This window comes from Microbacterium oxydans (assembly GCF_026559675.1).
Classification (GTDB): Bacteria; Actinomycetota; Actinomycetes; order Actinomycetales; family Microbacteriaceae; genus Microbacterium; species Microbacterium oxydans_D.
In genome coordinates this window covers 2791288-2809478 of record NZ_CP092891.1, presented here as the reverse complement: position 1 = coordinate 2809478, position 18191 = coordinate 2791288, and the positions used below count along the sequence as shown (strand labels likewise).

The 18191-nt window shown below is 72.3% G+C and carries 14 protein-coding genes and 1 other RNA gene; 11 read left to right on the top strand and 4 right to left on the bottom strand.

Annotation, left to right across the window (positions count from 1 at the left end):
* Positions 1-40: 40 nt before the first annotated feature.
* Genes mpaM through MME74_RS13520 form a run of 6 tightly spaced genes read left to right on the top strand, consistent with a single transcriptional unit; the run spans position 41 to position 5621 of the window.
* Positions 41-856: a daptide-type RiPP biosynthesis methyltransferase gene (mpaM, locus tag MME74_RS13545; RefSeq protein WP_267415579.1), complete on the top strand. Its 816-nt coding sequence runs from the start codon at positions 41-43 to the stop codon at positions 854-856.
* The gene (gene mpaP / locus MME74_RS13540; RefSeq protein ID WP_267415578.1) at positions 843-2504 is read left to right on the top strand and encodes a daptide biosynthesis intramembrane metalloprotease; all 1662 of its coding nucleotides are present in this window, start codon (positions 843-845) and stop codon (positions 2502-2504) included. The genes mpaM and mpaP overlap by 14 nt, the downstream gene beginning before the upstream one ends.
* 18 nt (positions 2505-2522) lie before the next feature.
* On the top strand, positions 2523-3245 hold the full coding sequence (locus tag MME74_RS13535; RefSeq protein WP_267415577.1) for an ATP-binding cassette domain-containing protein: 723 nt from the start codon (positions 2523-2525) through the stop codon (positions 3243-3245).
* A complete protein-coding gene (locus MME74_RS13530) occupies positions 3242-3970 on the top strand; it encodes an ABC transporter permease (RefSeq protein WP_267415576.1) in 729 nt (242 codons plus the stop codon). The genes MME74_RS13535 and MME74_RS13530 overlap by 4 nt, the downstream gene beginning before the upstream one ends.
* A complete protein-coding gene (locus tag MME74_RS13525; RefSeq protein WP_267415575.1) occupies positions 3967-4701 on the top strand; it encodes a hypothetical protein in 735 nt (244 codons plus the stop codon). Before MME74_RS13530 ends, MME74_RS13525 begins: the two co-directional genes overlap by 4 nt.
* Positions 4702-4730: 29 nt before the next feature.
* A complete protein-coding gene (locus tag MME74_RS13520; RefSeq protein WP_267415574.1) occupies positions 4731-5621 on the top strand; it encodes a rhodanese-related sulfurtransferase in 891 nt (296 codons plus the stop codon).
* 21 nt (positions 5622-5642) lie between these two features.
* Here the strand turns inward: MME74_RS13520 and MME74_RS13515 are convergent, their stop codons facing one another.
* The 4 genes from MME74_RS13515 to MME74_RS13500 form a co-directional block, all read right to left on the bottom strand.
* Positions 5643-7904, bottom strand: a complete 2262-nt coding sequence (locus tag MME74_RS13515; protein ID WP_267415573.1) for a DUF3488 and transglutaminase-like domain-containing protein — start codon at positions 7902-7904, stop codon at positions 5643-5645.
* Positions 7891-9081, bottom strand: coding sequence for a DUF58 domain-containing protein (locus MME74_RS13510; RefSeq protein ID WP_267415572.1), 1191 nt, complete (start codon positions 9079-9081; stop codon positions 7891-7893). Before MME74_RS13510 ends, MME74_RS13515 begins: the two co-directional genes overlap by 14 nt.
* A gap of 11 nt (positions 9082-9092) precedes the next feature.
* Positions 9093-10082: an AAA family ATPase gene (locus MME74_RS13505; RefSeq protein ID WP_267415571.1), complete on the bottom strand. Its 990-nt coding sequence runs from the start codon at positions 10080-10082 to the stop codon at positions 9093-9095.
* A gap of 115 nt (positions 10083-10197) precedes the next feature.
* Complete coding sequence (locus tag MME74_RS13500; RefSeq protein ID WP_267415570.1) at positions 10198-13134, bottom strand: DEAD/DEAH box helicase family protein; 2937 nt, start codon at positions 13132-13134, stop codon at positions 10198-10200.
* Positions 13135-13201: 67 nt separating this feature from the next.
* On the opposite strand from MME74_RS13500, the gene ffs reads away from it, so the two are divergent.
* The 5 genes from ffs (at position 13202) to MME74_RS13475 (ending at position 18126) form a co-directional block, all read left to right on the top strand.
* An RNA gene (ffs, locus tag MME74_RS13495) (signal recognition particle sRNA small type) lies at positions 13202-13298 on the top strand.
* Positions 13299-13386: 88 nt separating this feature from the next.
* The gene (locus tag MME74_RS13490; RefSeq protein ID WP_267415569.1) at positions 13387-13998 is read left to right on the top strand and encodes a rhomboid family intramembrane serine protease; all 612 of its coding nucleotides are present in this window, start codon (positions 13387-13389) and stop codon (positions 13996-13998) included.
* Positions 13995-14711 (top strand): hypothetical protein, encoded by a 717-nt coding sequence (locus MME74_RS13485; protein WP_267415568.1) that lies wholly within the window; start codon positions 13995-13997, stop codon positions 14709-14711. The genes MME74_RS13490 and MME74_RS13485 overlap by 4 nt, the downstream gene beginning before the upstream one ends.
* A 65-nt stretch (positions 14712-14776) precedes the next feature.
* Entirely contained in the window at positions 14777-16909 is a 2133-nt protein-coding gene (pta, locus tag MME74_RS13480; protein WP_267415567.1) for a phosphate acetyltransferase, read from the top strand.
* On the top strand, positions 16906-18126 hold the full coding sequence (locus tag MME74_RS13475; protein ID WP_267415566.1) for an acetate/propionate family kinase: 1221 nt from the start codon (positions 16906-16908) through the stop codon (positions 18124-18126). The genes pta and MME74_RS13475 overlap by 4 nt, the downstream gene beginning before the upstream one ends.
* Positions 18127-18191 lie beyond the last annotated feature (65 nt).

Genomic DNA, 18191 nt, shown 5'->3' with positions numbered 1-18191 from the left:
CCCCTGTCCGCTGAGAGGCGATGAGTGAATGTCAGGTTCGATGACCGCGGCCGTCCGGGCGCGCCTCGACACGGTCCGCGCGGTTCCGCGGGTGCAAGACCTGTACACCGGGGTCGGCACGGACTTCTATGAGCGGCTGGTCGGTCCCGATCGTGCGGAGATCCGCGAGGTGCTGGCGCTCGCGAGAGCCACCGCGGGCCCCATCCTCGATCTCGCAGCGGGCAGCGGACGGCTCACGGTTCCGCTGGTGAGATCCGGCAGACAGGTGACCGCCCTCGACCTCTCCGACGACATGCTCGCCCATCTTCGCCGTGCCCTGCCCGGGCACGCGATGGTGGACTGCGTCGTCGCAGACATGCGCCGCTTCTCCCTGGAGCATCGATACGGGCTCATCGTCATCGGTGCGACATCGATCACGCTGCTCGACCGCGCGGGGCGGTCCCTCCTCTACGCGAACGTCCGTCGCCACCTCGCCGCGGACGGCGTCTTCGCCTTCACCGTCGCGGGAGGCGCGTCCGCCGAGAGCCTCTCGGAGTCGAGGGAGCTGGAGATCAGCGTCCCCGGTCCCGACGGAGAGGAGGCGTATCTCTTCTCGCAGCAGATCGAGGAGGACGGGGCGGCCCGCGTCGTCAACTGGGTCCGGGTCGCCGACCTCGAGGACGGCGGCGAGGTGACCGTGCTCGCGAGCCGCCTGCGTGTGCTCCACCCGGATCTCCTCTCCCGGGAACTCGTCGACGCCGGCTTCGCGGCACCCGCGGTGTCTCCCGTCCGCACGCACCGCGGCGAGGAGATCCTCCTTCTCACGACGTCGTGGGCGGGATCTCCGGATGCGGGGGACGACGATGGCCCTGAGTAGCTTCGCCCGCCGCCGCGACTCACCCGTATCCGCACCGCTCGGCCCCGACGCGTGTCCGCTCCTCGCCGCCGACGTCGCCTTCGAGGAAGCGGTCGGGGGAGCGACGTGGACGGCGATGCTCCACGGGGTGCCTTCGTCGAGGGTCTCGCGGGCGGTCGTCGACCTGCTGACGGCGATGGACGGTGAGACCTCGCTGCACGATCTGCATGAGCGCTTCGCGGCATCCGCCTCGCTCGAGAGCTTCCTCGAACTCGTGCAGCGCTTCCGCGCCACGGGACTCCTCGCGGGGGACACGAAGCTCCCGCCCGGCCGGCTGACCTATCGGCCCCCGTTCACCCTCCAGTTCGCGACCCTTCGGGCGCCCGCGATCTTCACGCGGATGGACCGGCTGCTCGTCCCGCTCTCCGGCCGGCCGGTGCGGGTGTCCGTCGGCGTCCTGCTCTCCCTGGGGCTGTGCGCGGCGGTCCTCCAGGCGGGACAGCTGCGGGACGTCCTCACCGCGCCCGTGCCGCTGCCCGGGCTCCTGGTCCTCGTCGTGACGCTCGCGCTCCTGACCCTGCTCCACGAGTGCGCCCACGGGCTCACGCTCACGCGCTTCGGCGGGAAGCCCCGTCGGGCGGGCTTCATGCTCTTCTACCTCACCCCCGCGTTCTTCGTCGACGTCACGGACGGCTGGCGCCTCCCGGATCGCCGGCAGCGGGTGGCGATCGCGCTGGCCGGGCCCGCGGTGCACGCGGTCGTCGCCGCGCTCGCGCTCCTCGCCGCCCTCGTGGTCCCTCCGTCGGTGGTCCGCGAGACGCTGCTGCTCCTCGCGCTCTCCTGCGTCGCGGTGGTCTTCGTCAACCTGATCCCGTTCGTGCGCTTCGACGGGTACATCGCGCTCATGAGTGCGCTGGACGAGCCGAACCTCCGGAGCCGGACGATGCGGGACGGCGCGGACTTCCTGACCCGCCTCCTGTTCGGCGGGCAGCCGAGTGGCAGGAGCGTGAACACGTGGTGGAGCGTGCCGTTCGGTTTAGCGAGCCTGATCGCCCCGGCCGTGCTGGTGCTGTTCGCCGTCGCCCGCGCGGCTCGCGCGCTCGCCGGAGGGGGACCGGTGCTCGGTCTGCTCGTGGTCGCGCTCGAGGCCGTCGTCGTCCTCGTCGGCGTGGTGCTCGTCTCGAGAGCACTGTTCCGTGTCCTCCGGTCGGGGGTGCCGCGGCTCCGGTTCGCCTTCGTCTGCACGGTGCTGGTCGCGTGCCTCGGGATCGCCGGGGCCGTCATCTCCGTCCCCGCGACGGCGACGTTCGGTTACGCCACCGACGGCCGCCGGGTGGTCCTCGTGCATGCCGGGGACGAGACACGGGCGCACGTGCCCGAGGGGGCCTCGGTCGTGCTGATGAGCAGCGGCATCCTCGCGAACGTACCGGTCGGTCGCGGAACAGCGAGGGCTCAGCCGCCGGAGCCGACGACGGTTCCGCTCCACGCGGTCATCCCGGTGCGGGCGGACGGCGTGTCGGTCGCCGCCGTGATCGTCGCCGAAGTGGACGTCTCCGCGGGAGGCGGGCGCGTGCCGGCGACGGGGCAGGCACGTGTCGAGCTCGGTACGAGAAACCTGTGGGAGACGCTCTGGGCGACCGGCGTGCTCGCGCCGCTGTCGGCTCTGTAGGGGAAGAGGGAGAAAGGGATGAAGATGAACGATCACGCGATCGAAGTCCGAGGACTCACGAAGAGGTACGGTCACCGGACCGCGGTCGAAGACCTGTCCTTCGCCGTGCCGCGCGGGTCGATCGTCGGCCTGCTGGGTCCGAACGGTGCGGGCAAGTCGACGACGCTCCGGGCGATCGTCGGTCTGCTCCTGCCGACGGCCGGCGACAGCCTGATCGATGGTGCGCCGTTCTCCGCCCTCGACAACCCGGCGGCGCACGTCGGCGTCCACATGGACGGCTTCGGTTTCGAGGCGGGCATCTCGGCGCGGCGACACCTGGAGATCTGCCGCCTCGCGACCGGCGCACCGCGCGGACGAGTCGAGGAGGTGCTCGAAGAGGTGGGGCTCGCCGCGGACGCCCGTCGCCGCGTGAAGTCGTTCTCGACGGGGATGGTCCAGCGGCTCGGGTTGGCGACCGCCCTCATCGGCTCCCCGCGAACACTCATCCTGGACGAGCCGGCGAACGGGCTCGACCCCGACGGCATCCGCTGGCTGCGACGGTTCCTCCGCGGGTACGCCGAACGCGGCGGCACCGTGCTGCTCGCCAGCCACCAGCTCGCGGAGCTGCAGCAGGTGGTGGACGAGGTCGTCGTCATCAAGCGTCGTGCGCTCTTCGCCGGGCGGCTCGGCGACCTCGTCACGAGTGACGCCGACTCGCTGGAGAGCAAGTACTTCGATCTCGTCGAGGGAGCGTCGGCATGAGGGGCGTCATCCGCAGCGAGGTGCTGCGCTCCGTGAGCGGGATCTCCCTCCTGGCGGTCTACCTCGTCGCCCTGCTCCTGCCCGTCTTCGTGCTCTTCTCCGACGGGTCGCGCTTCGGCCTCGGTGGCCTCGACGCCGGTGCGGCCACCACGCGTCTGCTGGAACCGCTCGCGTGGTGCGCCATCGCCGCCGCCTACGACGGCGCCTACGCCGTCACGCGCGAGTACTACTACGGCTCGATGGACAGGACGCTCGTCGGCGTCGGCTTCCCACGGGCGTTCGCGGGCAAGCTCGTCGCCGGTGCCGTGACGGCGGTCGCGCTGTCGATCGGCATCTTCGTCGTCTGGACGGCGGGCGTCTCGCTCCTCCTGAGGAAGGACGGGCTCGCGCTCGTTCTCACCCCGGATGCGTGGCGCATCTATGCCGGCGCGCTCGTCGGCACGGTGCTCGGCGCCCTCATCGGGGGAGCGATCGGCTGGCTCACCCGCAGCTACTACGTGACCGCCGCCCTCGTCCTGATCCTCCCGATGGTCGTGGAGTTCGCGCTGCTACGCACGGCCCCCGAGGTGGCGAGGTTCTCGCCCGGGCTGGCGCTGGCCGCCGTGAGCGTTCCCGGATACCAGGACCGCCTGCTCGATGTCGTGCCCGCCCTCGGCGTCGCGCTCGCGTGGACGGTCGGACTGGCCGCGGTCGCCTGGATCCGGGGACGCCGGAGGGTCGCGTGATCGATCGGGCGGTTCGTGCTCAGGCGCGCGGCTTCGTCGGCGACGTCGTCCTGCTCGGGATGGCGGTCGCGGCCTTCGTGCTGTCGCTGTCCCTGGCGACGAGCATCCCTCCGGAGTTCGCGGCGGCGCCGGCGGACGCGCGAGCGGCGCTCACCGCCCCGTTCAGCGCCGTGCTCGCGACGTACGGAGCCATCCTCGCGGCCGTCTACGGTGCCTTCCGCCACACCCTCGATCTGCGGGACGGCGTCATCGCGCAGCGGCTGACGATGCAGCATCGGTGGACGCTGCTGCTGGTCCGCGCGCCTTCATCGGCGCTCGGTGGTGCGGGCGTCGCGCTCGCCGGCGTCCTCGGCGGCCACACGGCGCTCGCCGTGGCCATGGGCGGCGTTCCGGTGGACGGGCGGTCCTTCGGAGCCACCCTCGCGGTCGGCGCCGCTGCGGGCCTGTGGGGGATGGGACTGGGGATCATCGTCCAGGCCCATCTCGTGGCTCCTTTCGTGGCCTCCCTGTCGATGGGCGCGGCGATGCTGGTCGCGATGTTCTGGGGCGCCGGTGCCGTCTACCTCCCGCTCCTCGCACTGCTCGAGGCCTTCGGATTCGACCTCTCGGTCGTGGGGATCCTGCCGGAGGACCGCCTCGACAGCCCCCTGGCCGTGCTGGTCGCCAGCGGCTGGGTGCTGGCGGCGCTCGCCGTCGGAGGGGCCTCGTTCATGAACCGCGATGTGACGTAGCACGCGGCGACTCCACGTAGGATTCCTGGGTGGCAACCCCCAAGATCGTCCTCTTCTATGCGTTCACACCCCTGGCCGACCCCGAGGCCGTGCGGGTCTGGCAGCGCGATCTCGGCGAAGCACTCGGCCTGCGCGGACGACTGCTCATCTCGAAGGACGGCATCAACGGCACGCTCGGCGGTGACATCGCCGCGCTGAAGAAGTGGCGGCGCTCCTTCCGCTCCTACGCGCCGTTCGCGGACGCGGACATCAAGTGGAGCGACGGGACCGGGCTGGATGCCGACGGCCGCAGCCTCGACTTCCCGAAGCTCAGCGTGAAGGTGCGCGACGAGATCGTCTCCTTCGGTGCACCGGGCGAGCTCCGCGTCGACGAGGGCGGTGTCGTCGGCGGCGGCACACGACTGACCCCGGAGGAGCTGCACGGGCTGATCGACGAGCGCGGCGAGGACGTGGTGTTCTTCGACGGCCGGAACGCCCTCGAAGCGCAGATCGGACGGTTCCGCGGCGCGGTCGTGCCCGACACCGAGACCACCAGGGACTTCGTCCGCCTCCTCGACTCCGGCGCCTACGACGACCTCAAGGGCAAGCCCGTCGTCACGTACTGCACCGGAGGGATCCGCTGCGAGGTGTTGTCGAGCCTCATGACGGCCCGGGGGTTCGGCGAGGTCTACCAGCTCGAGGGCGGCATCGTCCGGTACGGGGAGAAGTACGGCGACGACGGCCTCTGGGACGGATCGCTCTACGTCTTCGACGGACGGGGTTCGGTCGACTTCTCCGACCACGCTGCGGTCATCGGGGAGTGCGCGGGCTGCGGGGCGCCCACCAAGCGCACCGCGAACTGCCCCGACCCGTCCTGCCGATCGCAGTTCGTCGTGTGCGAAGCCTGCGTGGCCGTCGCCTGCGACGCCCACGCCGCCTGACCACGAGCCCCTGCCGGCGGATCAGACGGTCACACCGGGCTCGGCCGCGCGCGGCGCGTAGAGCGAGCGCGGCAGCAGCGCCGCGCGCACCCGCGTCGGTCGGTCGACGCTGCGGTGCAGCTGGGCGAGCACCTCGCGCAGCGGCACCGCGAGATCGGTCGGCTCCTCACCGGAGCGTGCGTAGTTGGCCTGCTCGACGGCATCGGTCAGTCGTCGCAGCGCCGTCGCATCCGCGTTGCTCCCCCGCACCAGTCCGGCTGCGCGGACCCGCGGGGTGTCGGCGTCGGACACCGGCAGCTCGAGGTCGATGAGCGTGTCACGGAGCTCGGCCCAGGCCGCGGCCGGATCACCGCGGCGGGCGCGGTTCAGACGGCTGCGACGCTCCACGAGACGGATCAGCGCCGGCAGCAGGAGCAGCACCACGACGCCGAGCGCGGTGAACACGACGGGCATCGCGTCGAGGGGGCGCTGCCCGTTGCCGCCGGCCGACTCGCTGCCCGGGTCGCCGCGGTCGACCTCTGCCCCAGGGGTCTGCTCGGCCTGCGGGCTGGTGGTCGGGGCGGGGCTCGTCGGGGTGTCCGGACCGCCGCCCTGCGTCACTCCGGCGCGGAACGCGGTGGGAACGCCCAGCGACGCGGTCGGCTCGAACGGCACCCAGCCCACACCGGGGAACAGGACCTCGGGCCAGGAGTGCAGCTGGTCGCTGGTCACCGAGAAGACCGACTCGTCACCGCGCTTCTCGTCGGTCAGCGTGCCCGGGAGGTAGCCGACGACGATGCGCACCTGCATCCCCAGGCTCTCCGCCATCAGCGCGAAGGCCCCGGCGAAGTGCACGCAGTATCCCCGTCGCACCTCGAGGAACTGTGCGACGGCCTCGGCGCCGGTGCCGTCGAAGCCCTCTTCCACCGGCGTCTCCAGGGAGTACGCGAACTGCGTGCGGAACCAGCTCTGCAGGGCCACGAGGCGGTCGTAGTCGGTGCTCGCGTCCGCGGTGACCTCGGAGGCGAGATCGCCGATGATCGCGGGGAGTTCGACCGGCTCGGCATCCGGGTCGACCGTCGGCGCGGCCGCGTCGAGGGCACGGATCTGCTCGAGCGTCGGGAGAGGGCGCGACGAGGTGACGGTGTAGTCGTTGCCCACGGCGTCGGCGCTGCGGGAGAAGAGGGTGCGGTTGTCGGGGGAGACGCGCCAGGAGCCGGTGAGCCCCTGCACCGCGGTGGCGGGGTACGGCACGGGCAGCCACGAGCTCGACATCCGCAGCACCCGGATGGAGGTGTTCTGCTCCTCCACCGTGATGCCCTCGCCCCACTCCGGTGCGCCGAAGCCCTCGTCCTGCGACTGGAGGTTGCCGCGGTCCGGCTGCCAGACGCGACCGTCGAAGCGGGAGAGCGTGGTCAGGCGCAGGTACGGAGCGGAGTCGCCCTCCTCGGCCACGGTGAGCACCTCGACCGGGTTGGGCTGGCGCAGGTCGTCGCCCAGGCGCAGCGAGGCGTCGACCGTGACGCCGACCCCGGTGCCGGCCACGTTCGAGGCGACGGGCAGCACCGGCGCGATCACCAGGGTCGTCACCAGGGCGGCGGCCCCCACGGTGACGGCGAGGGGGACCGAGGAGCTGCGGGGCGATTCCGGATGCCGCCTCGCGGTGTACCGGAACAGGACGAGGGCGATCACGCCGAACAGCACGAACCAGAAGATGTTGGTCTCGCCCAGCGTGACGATCATCGGGATCGCCCCGATGGCGCCGGTCAGCAGGACGGCCAGCACCGCCGAGCGATGCGCGACGAGATGATCGAGCAGGATCGCGACGAGCGCGAACCCCGCTCCCATGACGGCGGCGAGTGCGGGCGTGGCATCCAGCGGTGCGGAGCCGAACACGACCGCCTCCCCGGCCGCGGCGCCGAGCGCTCCGAACAGGGCCAGCGTGGTGGCGGTCGGGAAGATCCCGAGGATCGCGGTCGGGCCCGCGATGAGCATGGTCAGGAGGGCGATGGTGGCCAGGACCTGCGCCGCGAACGTGAGGAGATCGCTGATCCAGGGGGTGCGTCGTCGCAGCAGGTGCCGGGCGAGCATCCCGGTGCCGGCCACGACGATGATCACGCCGAGCACCGTGATCGACCATCCGCCCGGGGAGATCACCGACGTGAACGGCCACATCGCCACGAGCGCGGCCGTGGCGGCCAGGACTCCGGGGCCGCCCACCCCCGTCCGCTCCTCGCGGTCGCGATGCCACTGCGGAGCAGAGGGTGCGGCCGGCGCGGACCGCGACTGCTCAGCGCGGAACATCGCCGACTCCGATCCGCGCGGACACCGCGTCCTCCCACGCCTCGGCGATGTCGGCGCCGAGCGGGACCACGGTCCAGCCGTGCGGGGCCGCGGCCTCGGCCGCGCCGGGCAGCAGATCCGCGCTGAACAGCATGGGGGCGGTGGCTCCGGCCGGACGCAGCAGGACCGCGTCCTCTTCGTCGAGGCGACCGGTGATGTACACGAGCGGGCCGGGCGGCGTTCCCCCGATGAGCGTCGCCAGATCGCGGCTGTCGCCCCGCGGAGCGACCATCGCGAGGGCCACCAGCAGACCGTCGCGGTCGTCCTCATGGCCGCGCAGCTCACCCAGCAGGCCGCCCGCGCTGTCGATCACGTCGACGCTGTAACCCTCGGCGGCGAGGTGCACGGCCGCGGACGCGCACAGCGAGACGGCCGCTTCGAACGCCGGGTCCGCCTCGGAGCCCGGTGCGTCCCAGCCGCGGCTGCTGCGGTCGAGCACGACGACCGCGTCCGGGCTCGACTCCTCTTCCTCCTGGCGCACCATGAGCTGTCCGCGGTGTGCGGTCGCCCGCCAGTGGATGCGACGCATCGAGTCGCCGGGGATGTAGCCGCGCGGTGACAGGTTGTCGCTGCCCTGGCCGAGCCGGGTCGACGAGGTGTGCGCGGTCCCGCCGGCGGCGCCGACGCGCACGGCGAGCGGGGCGAGGGCGAACACCTCCGGGACGACCGTCACGCTCCGGGTGTCCCCGAACGACTGCTCGCGCTGCGCCAGCCCGAACGGGTCGACGGTGCGCAGCATCAGCGGACCGAGCGGCCAGACGCCGCGACGGATGCCGGTGATCTGGTAGCTGAGCTGGCCGTTCGTCGGGGGATAGTCGCCGCCGGCGTCTCCGGAGACCGCGTCGGGCAGCACGTCCCGCCACAGACCGCGGGGCACGCGCAGGGCGCGCAGGGAGAACCGCACCGTCACGCGGGAGGTCTCGGACACCGTCAACAGGTCGGTGGAGATCTGGCGGGTCACGGTGCCGGAACGCCGGGGGAGGCGGACGGCGAGGAGGGAGAAGAGGGTGAGGGCGGCCAGCAGGATCCCGATGTAGAGCAGGATGCGGGCGCCCGCGACGTTGGCGGCGATCATGCAGCAGAGCGCGGCGACGAGCGCACCGGCGCCGCGGCTGGTGAGGGATCGGCGTCTGCGCATGAGCGGCTCGGTCAGGAACGGGTCGCGACGGGCACGCGCACCCGCTCGACGATCTGGGTGAGCGCGGCCTCGACCGGCTGTGCACCCGCGCGGTGGGCTCCGCGGGCGGGGAGCAGGCGGTGCGCGAGGACCGGGATGAGCAGGGCCGTGATGTCGTCGGGGATCACGTACTCGCGCCCGTCGAGCGCGGCCCATACCTTGGCGGCCCGGATCAGCTGCAGCGTCGCCCGAGGGCTCGCGCCCAGGTGGAGGTTCGGGTCGGAGCGGGTGGCCTGCGCGAGGGCGACGGCGTACTCCTCGAGCGCGGGGGCGACGTGGACCGAACGCGCCCACGCGATGAGCTGGGCGATGGATGCGGCATCGGCGACCGGCGTCACGGCGGCGAGCGGGCTCACGACGTCACGCTGGCGGAGCATGAGCGCCTCGGCCGCGGCATCCGGATAACCCATCGAGATGCGCATCATGAACCGGTCGCGCTGTGCCTCGGGGAGCGCGTAGGTGCCCTCCATCTCGAGCGGATTCTGGGTCGCGACGACCAGGAAGGGCGAGGGGAGCAGGTGGGTGGCGCCGTCGACGGTGACCTGGCCCTCCTCCATCGCCTCGAGCAGAGCGGACTGCGTCTTGGGGGAGGAGCGGTTGATCTCGTCGGCGATGACGATGTGCGCGAACACGGCGCCGCGCTTGAACTCGAACTCCCGGTCGACCGGGTTGTACACCGAGACGCCCGTGACGTCGCCGGGGAGCAGGTCGGGCGTGAACTGGATGCGACGCACGGTCGCGTCTACGCTCGCGGCCAGAGCCCGGGCGAGCATCGTCTTGCCGACCCCGGGGACGTCTTCGATGAGCAGATGCCCCTCGGCCAGCAGGCAGACCAGGGCGCTGCGCACGGCATCCGGCTTGCCGTCGATCACCTGGCCGATGGAGCCGAGGATGGCCGACGTCTGCACGGCGAACTTCTCGGCGTCGATCGTCACCGGGCTCAGGGGGGCGTTCTCTGGCATGCGTTCCCTCTCACGTCGGCGCTGCGGTGCGCGTTACTCGATCGTAACGCTGTGGAGCGGGCGTCGCTCTGGCAACCTCCCCTGAGGATGAGGGCGCCCGGGGTCAGCCGCGGGGTCAGCCCCACACCCGACGCCGCGGCTCCGAGCGGTCCAGCAGGCTCGGCGTGCTCCGGGCGATCTGCAGCAGGGCGAGCCCCGTGGTCCCCTGGAGTTCGTGCAGCTCGCCGTGGCCGACCGCGGCACGCCAGCGCTCGGCGAACGCCTCGGCGTCGGCCCGGCGGCGGGAGAGCGACTTCGGCACCGGGAGCAGGCGTCGCCCGGGCACCGCCCGGTCGACCAGGGAGCGCAGTCCGTCGGCCAGGGGGCCGGAACCGCCGAACACCCCCTGGTCTACCCGGAGCAGGAAACGGGGGTTCTCGGCGGGCGCGAACAGCTCCTGCACGGCGTCCGCGATCAGACGGCGCTCACGCGGAGTGCCGGAGACCTCGATCCAGAACTCGTCGCCGCCCTGGCTGTGCACCTCGATCGTGCCGTGGCCGAGTGCCCGGATGCGCCCGGCGTCGTGCAGGCCCGCGGCGACGGCGACCGCGGCGCCGCGGTACAGCGAGGCGGGGTCGCGGAGCGTGCGCAGAGCGCGCAGCACGCTCGAGCCGCAGAGGATCGCGGTGGAGGCGAGGGCGCCGACCGCTGCCATGCCGATGCCCGCGCCGACCGGGAGCGAGAGGGCGCCCACCGCACCGAGCGCTCCCATGCCCGCGGCGAGACCGACCCCGCTGACGCCGAACGTCAGCGGGACGGCAGCGCCGAGGGTCGGTCCGGTGCGCAGCATCTGCGCCGCGGAGGAGGTGCGGATCGACACCACGTCGCGCTCCTGCGACACCCAGGGCTCGCCGACCCGCCAGTCCTCCGCGGTCTGCGCCCTGCTGCGGAGCCGGGAGAGCGTCTCGTCGTTGATCCTGCCGATCGCGGCGCCGTCGGTCTTGTCGATCACCGCGTCGAGCGCGATGATCGCCGTCGGCGGGAGCGCGTGCTCGAGACCGGAGACGATCCGGGTGTCGTCGTCGGCGCTGAGGCCCCAGAGGTGGCCGTGCCGGCGGCGCAGGCGCTGCATCTCCGCGGGGCTGTCGAGGTCGACCGCGGCCGGGACGAGACAGGCCACCGACCAGTTGTGCGCGACCTTGCCCGGCCACGCGGGATCGAGGCGCAGCGTGCGTCCGCGCAGCTGCTGGGTGCCCGCGCTCGTCGCGACCGCGGTGAGGTCGATGAGGGTGTTCACCGAGGGACAGTCCCAGCCCTCGCCGAGGAGCCCGCGGGTGCCGACGAGCACGCGCACGGATCCGCGGCGGATCAGCTCGGAGACGGCGGCGACCAGGCGGCCGCGCCCCGCCTCGGCCACCTGGAGGTCGCTACTCGGGCCCGGGGTGCGGATCACCGTGACGTCGGATCCGAGCAGGGACTGCAGCTGCTCGGCGATGGCGTCGGCGTCCTCGGCGCGCACCCGCAGATGCCGTGCCGTGAGCAGGACCGGACGCAGCCCTCCGGTGACCCGGTCGGCGATGAGGCGGTCGAACACGCGCAGGGCGCCGGCGGGCTCTCCCGCGAGGCCGCGATGGTTCCCGTGCTCGACGAAGTCGGTGACGACCACGGCCCGCACGTGCTCGGCGGAGTCGCCCGCCAGCTCCCGGTGCAGGATGTCGATCGCCGCGCGGTCCTTCGACGCCGAGTACGTCAGGGTCGTCTCCACCGGGTTGCGGCCGCGCCGGAGCCCGCGGTCGGTCAGGTGGTGCCCGAAGTCGGCGAGTGCGCGTCGCACGTACTCCCACTGGCCGCGAGCCGTCGGATCGGTCAGCAGCTTCGTCTGGGCGAACCGGGTCAGGACGGTGAGGAGGTCGTCGGTCGTGCAGCGGCCGAACAGCACAGGCGGAAGCAGGGCCGTCAGCGGATGCGTCGGCGCCACGACCCGCAGCACGACTCCCGCGGAGCGGGTCAGGGCGAAGTCCGCGGACAGCGCGCGCTCGAGAGCCACCCGCCGCGCGAGCTCCGGATCGGGCTCCGCGGATGCCGTCGGTCCCGGCGCCGTGTCGGCCGCCGGCTGCAGCTGCTCCTCCAGATACGCGATGCCGTCCGCCGAGGACAGCACCCGCAGCACCAGATCCTCCAGCAGCGACTCGTGCCGACGGATGAACGCCGCCTCGGCCGGTTCCGGCTCCGTGAACCACACCCGGTCCCGGTAGGGCGCGAGATGCCCCTCCTTCACGACCGCGGGGGCGGGCACCTCGTAGTCCACGTCGCCGAGCAGCTGCGAGTAGTTCTCGTACTCGGTCTCGTCGTCGGGGGAGGGGAGCGTGGCCGTGAGTCCGATCACGACGGGGGTCGTCCCCGTGGCGCGGATGCGGGCCGTCAGATAGGCCACCACCAGCGCCCAGTGGTCGAGCAGGTGGTGGCATTCGTCGAGGACGATCGTGCGGATCCCGGCAGCGACGATCGCATCGATGAGCGCGACGGCGTTCGGATGCAGGACCAGGGCGAGCTCTTCGGGCCGCTGCTGGGCGAACCGGCGGCGGAGGCCGCGCACGCGTCGTCGGATCCCCGACCGGTACTGCCCGGCGTTGTCCGTCTCCAGCACCGCGAGCCAGGTCGCGGCATCCGCCTCCGAGCGATCGGTGTCGGCGAGCTCCGCGATCCACTGGCGTCGGGCCAGCTCCTCGAAGGGCGAGCCGTCGCCGGTGACGCTGAGGAGCTGATAGGTCAGCACCGTGAGGTCCCCGAGGGACTGCGGGTCGTCCGACACGGAGCCGGCATCGGGGGCGAGCTCCTGAGCGGTGCGCAGCCACTGCTGCCGGATGGTGACGGTGGGCGCCAGCACCAGCGTGCGATGTCCCTCGCGCGCGGCGAGCAGCAGCCCGAGCAGCGTCTTGCCGGACCCGGGCGGCGCGACGATGTGCATCTTCTCGTCCGTCCCCGCCGGGATCCGCTCGAGCACCTCGGCCTGATACGTGCGCAGGGTGCCCGCGAACCGCCACGACGAGAGGGGGAGGGCGAGAGCATCCATGACCCGCCCAGTCTGTCAAACGGTCGGGTGGTGTCATCGCACCCGACACGGTCGGGTTAGGATGGTTGACGGCTCTCCGCGTGGCGGCATCCAGGCCAATTCCCCCAGGGCGGAAACGCAGCAAGGGTAACCGGGCTCTGCTGGGTGCGCGGAGAGTCATTTTCTTTGCCCGGACATCGGCGCCGTCCTCGCGGGCGACCGCGTCGAGGCACGCCCAGCCGAATCGTCGGTCGCACCTGAGACAATCGTCCGGTGACCGTCACCCCGCCGCCGCAGGCGCAGCATCCGCTCGGCCGATTCGCCTCGCCGGTGCTGCTGCTCGTCGCGATGTGGGTCGTCCAGTTCGCCGACGCCGTCCTCCCCGGCTCGTTCACCGGCTTCGGGTTGCGGTCGTGGGATCTCACGGGACTCGGCGGCATCGTGCTCGGACCACTGCTGCACGCGAGCTGGCAGCACCTCATCGCGAACTCCGTGCCCTTCCTGGTGCTGGGCTGTCTGGTCGCGGTCGAGGGAGCCCGGCGGTTCTGGGCGGTCACGGCGGTCGTCGCGCTCGTCGGCGGCATCGGCACCTGGGTCGTGAACGCTCCCGGCACGCTGACCGTCGGCGCGTCCGGTCTCGTGTTCGGCTACTTCGGCTACGTGGTGATGCGGGTCTTCGCCCCGGGGCGGGTGGCGCACCGCATCCTGTACGCCGTGATCGCGGTCGTGGTGATCGGAGTGTACGGCGGCACGATGCTCGCCGGCGTCTTCGGGGTTGCCGAGGGCGTCTCCTGGCAGGGGCACCTGTTCGGGGCCATCGGCGGCGGCGTCGCCGCTCTCCTCGGACGCAGACCCCGCGCGGATCGCGGAGCCCTGACGGCATGAGCGCCGCGCGCGCGAGGTCGCGGCCCCAGCGCTCACCCGCGACGAAGAAGAAGCCTGCCGCCAAGAAGCCCGCGGCGCGAAGGAAGAGCGCCTCGAGACGGCGCCGGCCGGGTGCCCGACGCCAGGCCGCGACGCGCCTGCGCCGCCGGAGGATCCTGCAGCGGGTACTCCTCTCGGCCGGTGCGGTGGTCGTCCTCGGCGGGCTGCTCGCGCTCATCCCGCTGGGACTCGCTCGCGACCCCGCACCCGTCTGCATCGACCGACCGCAGACGTTCCCCGAGGCGGGTGTCGAGGGATGGAGCGGCGAGCAGCTGGAGAACGCGGCGACCATCGTGCGCACCGCGTCCGCGCTCGGCTTCCCCCGCGAGGGGCAGATCCTCGGGGTGATGACGGCGATGGGGGAGAGCAGCCTCCGCAACATCGACTACGGGGACTGGGAGACGAGAGGGTTCACGAACCCCGACGGATCGCGCACGACGAGCATCGGCCTGTTCCAGCAGCAGGACTGGTGGGGCAGCGCCGAGCAGCGGATGGACCCGGCGACGGCGACCACGCTGTTCTACGACCGGCTGGGACGGCTGCCCGACTGGCAGGGCATGGAGCCCTCGCACGCGATCCACCGCGTGCAGATCAACACGGATCGCGACTACTACGCACGGTTCCAGGCCGACGCCACGGCCGTCGTCGATGCGCTGTCCGGTCCGTGCGACTGACGCCGTCGCATTTGACCCGGTGCCGTCCAGGGCGGAGCCATCGATCGCCCGCCTAAGCTGAAGCCGTGGCGCAGAGCATCTACATCACCTCGGCCGAAGGACACACCGGCAAGTCGACGATCGCCCTCGGTACGCTCGACGCCCTGATGCGCGTGTCGCCGCGCGTGGGGGTGTTCCGCCCGATCGCGCGCTCGGTCACCGCGCGCGACGAGATCCTCGAGCTGATGCTCGCGCACGACGGCGTGCACCTCGACTACGAGGACTGCATCGGCGTCACCTACGACGACGTCCGCGCCGACCCGGAGGGGGCGCTGTCGACGATCGTCGCGCGATTCAAGGCCGTCGAGGCCCAGTGCGACTCGGTCGTGATCATCGGCAGCGACTACACCGATGTCGCCAGCCCCGCCGAGCTCGGATTCAACGCCCGCATCGCCGCGAACCTCGGCGCTCCCGTCCTGCTCGTGCTCAGCGGGCGCGACCAGCAGCGTCAGGCGGAGCAGCTCGGCACCACGACCGCACGGGCCGCCGCCGCCGTCGGGCAGATCGCCGCGCTCGCGCTCTCCGAGCTCGTCGAGGAGCGTGCGGAGCTGTTCGCGGTCGCCGTGAACAGGGCCGACCCCGATGCTCTGGACGGGATCATCGACGCGGTGCACGCCGTGCTCCCCGACGACCGCACCCCGGTGTGGGCGATCCCGGAGGACCGCGCCCTGGTGGCACCGTCGATCCGCGGCATCCTCGCCGCCGTCGACGGGAAGCTCCTCCAGGGCGACGACGACCGGCTCACCAGGGAGGCGCTGACGATCGTCGTCGCCGGCATGTCCATGGTGAACGTGCTCCCGCGCCTCACCGAGGAGGCGGTCGTGGTGATCCCCGCCGACCGCACCGAGGTGCTGCTGGCCGCGCTGCTCGCCGATTCGTCCGGCACCTTCCCGCGCATCGCCGGGATCATCCTCAACGGACCGTTCCCGCTGCCGGAGCCGATCGCGCGGCTGCTCGACGGATTCGCCTCCTCGGTCCCGATCATCACGACCGACCTCGGCACCTACGACACGGCGGTGCGGGTGATGGGCACCCGGGGGCGGATCTCGGCCGACTCCCGCACCCGCTACGACCGCGCGCTGGGGCTGTTCCAGGCGCACGTCGACATCGCGGAGCTCACCGAGCAGCTCGGGCTCGCGACGGCGCACGTCGTGACGCCGCTGATGTTCCAGTACGGACTCATCGAGCGCGCCCGCACCGACCGCCGCCGCATCGTGCTCCCCGAGGGTGACGACGACCGGATCCTGCGCGCCGCGGCGACGCTGCTCGCCCGCGAGGTCGCCGACCTCACGATCCTGGGCGACGAGGCGGCGGTGCGCGCGCGTGCCGTCGAGCTCGGCGTCGACATCGCCGCCGCCCAGGTGCTCAGCCCCACCGATCCCGCGCTGGTCGAGCGCTTCGCGGCCGAGTACGCGCGCCTGCGCGCCCACAAGGGCATCACGCTCGCGCAGGCGGCCGACACCGTGACCGACGTGTCGTACTTCGGCACGATGATGGTCCACCTGGGCCTCGCCGACGGCATGGTGTCCGGTGCCGCGCACACGACGGCGCACACCATCCGCCCGTCCTTCGAGATCATCAAGACCAAGCCGGGCGTGAACGTGGTCTCCAGCGTGTTCCTGATGGCGCTCGCCGACCGGGTGCTCGTCTACGGCGACTGCGCCGTGATCCCCGATCCCACCAGCGAGCAGCTCGCCGACATCGCGATCTCCTCGGCGACGACCGCCCGTCAGTTCGGCATCGATCCGCGCGTCGCGATGCTGTCGTACTCGACCGGCGAGTCCGGATCGGGCGCCGACGTCGACAAGGTGCGCGCCGCGACCGCCCTGGTACGCGAGCGGGCGCCGGAGCTGCCGGTCGAGGGGCCGATCCAGTACGACGCCGCCGCGGACGCGGCGGTGGCCAAGGCCAAGCTGCCCGACTCGGCGGTGGCCGGGCGTGCGACCGTGTTCGTGTTCCCCGACCTGAACACGGGCAACAACACCTACAAGGCGGTGCAGCGCTCCGCGGGCGCCGTGGCCATCGGACCGGTGCTGCAGGGCCTCAACAAGCCCATCAACGACCTGTCGCGCGGGGCGCTGGTCGACGACATCGTGAACACGGTCGCGATCACGGCGATCCAGGCGCAGGGCGCCGAGCGGACAGGGGATGCGGCATGAGCGCGATCCTGGTCATCAACAGCGGCTCCTCCTCGCTGAAGTACAGCCTGATCGACATCGAGCAGGAGAACCTGCTCGCGAGCGGACTGATCGAGCGCATCGGGCAGGAGGTCAGCCCCGTCGCGCACACGGTGCGCCCCGAGGCGGGTGGCGACGCCATGCCGACCCTGCTCGACGCGACGTATCGCGACGAGCGTCCGATCGCCGATCATGCCGCCGCCTTCGAGATCATGCGCGAGCAGTTCGCCGCGCACGGCCCCTCCCTGGAGGAGCACCGGCCGGTCGCCGTCGGACACCGCGTGGTGCACGGCGGTGCACGCTTCTACGCGCCGACGCTGATCGACGCCGACGTGGAGCGGCAGATCGACGAGCTCGCGGTGCTCGCGCCGCTGCACAACCCCGCGAACCTCGCCGGCATCCTCGCCGCGCGCGCCGTGTTCGACGAGGTGCCGCACGTCGCCGTCTTCGACACCGCGTTCCACCAGACGCTCCCGCCCGCCGCGTACACCTATGCCATCGACGCCGCGCTCGCCGCGGAGCATCGGGTGCGCCGCTACGGCTTCCACGGCACGAGTCACCAGTACGTGAGCGAGGCCGCGGCGGCGTTCCTCGGGCGTGACCTGGGCGACCTCCGACAGCTCGTGTTCCACCTCGGCAACGGGGCGTCCGTGACGGCGATCGACGGCGGGCGCTCGGTGGAGACCTCGATGGGGCTCACCCCTCTCGAGGGGCTGGTCATGGGCACTCGGTCCGGCGACCTCGACCCCGCGGCGCTCGTGCACCTGTCGCGCCGCGCCGGCCTCTCCATCGACGATCTCGACGCGCTGCTCAACACCCGCAGCGGCCTGGCCGGTCTCGCCGGGCGCAGCGACATGCGCGACATCCTCGCCGGGGTCGCGGCGGGGGAGGAGGCGGCCGTCCTCGCCTTCGACGTGTACGTGCACCGGCTGCGCGCCTACGCGGGCGCGTACATCGCGCAGCTCGGGGGAGTGGACGTCATCTCGTTCACGGCCGGCGTCGGCGAGAACGCGGCGCCGGTGCGGGCCGCCGCGATGGCGACGCTCGGCTTCGCGGGGGTCGAGATCGACCCGGCGCGCAACGAGGCCAGGGATCGCGGCATCCGGCGGATCTCGACGGATTCGTCCGCAGTGACGGTGCTCGTGGTGCCGACGGACGAAGAGCTGCAGATCGCCCGGCAGACCGCCGAGCTGCTCTGATCCACCCGCGGGGGTTACCCGCCGGCGCGGCATCGCATTACGCTTGCACAGTGGCACGGAGAGGT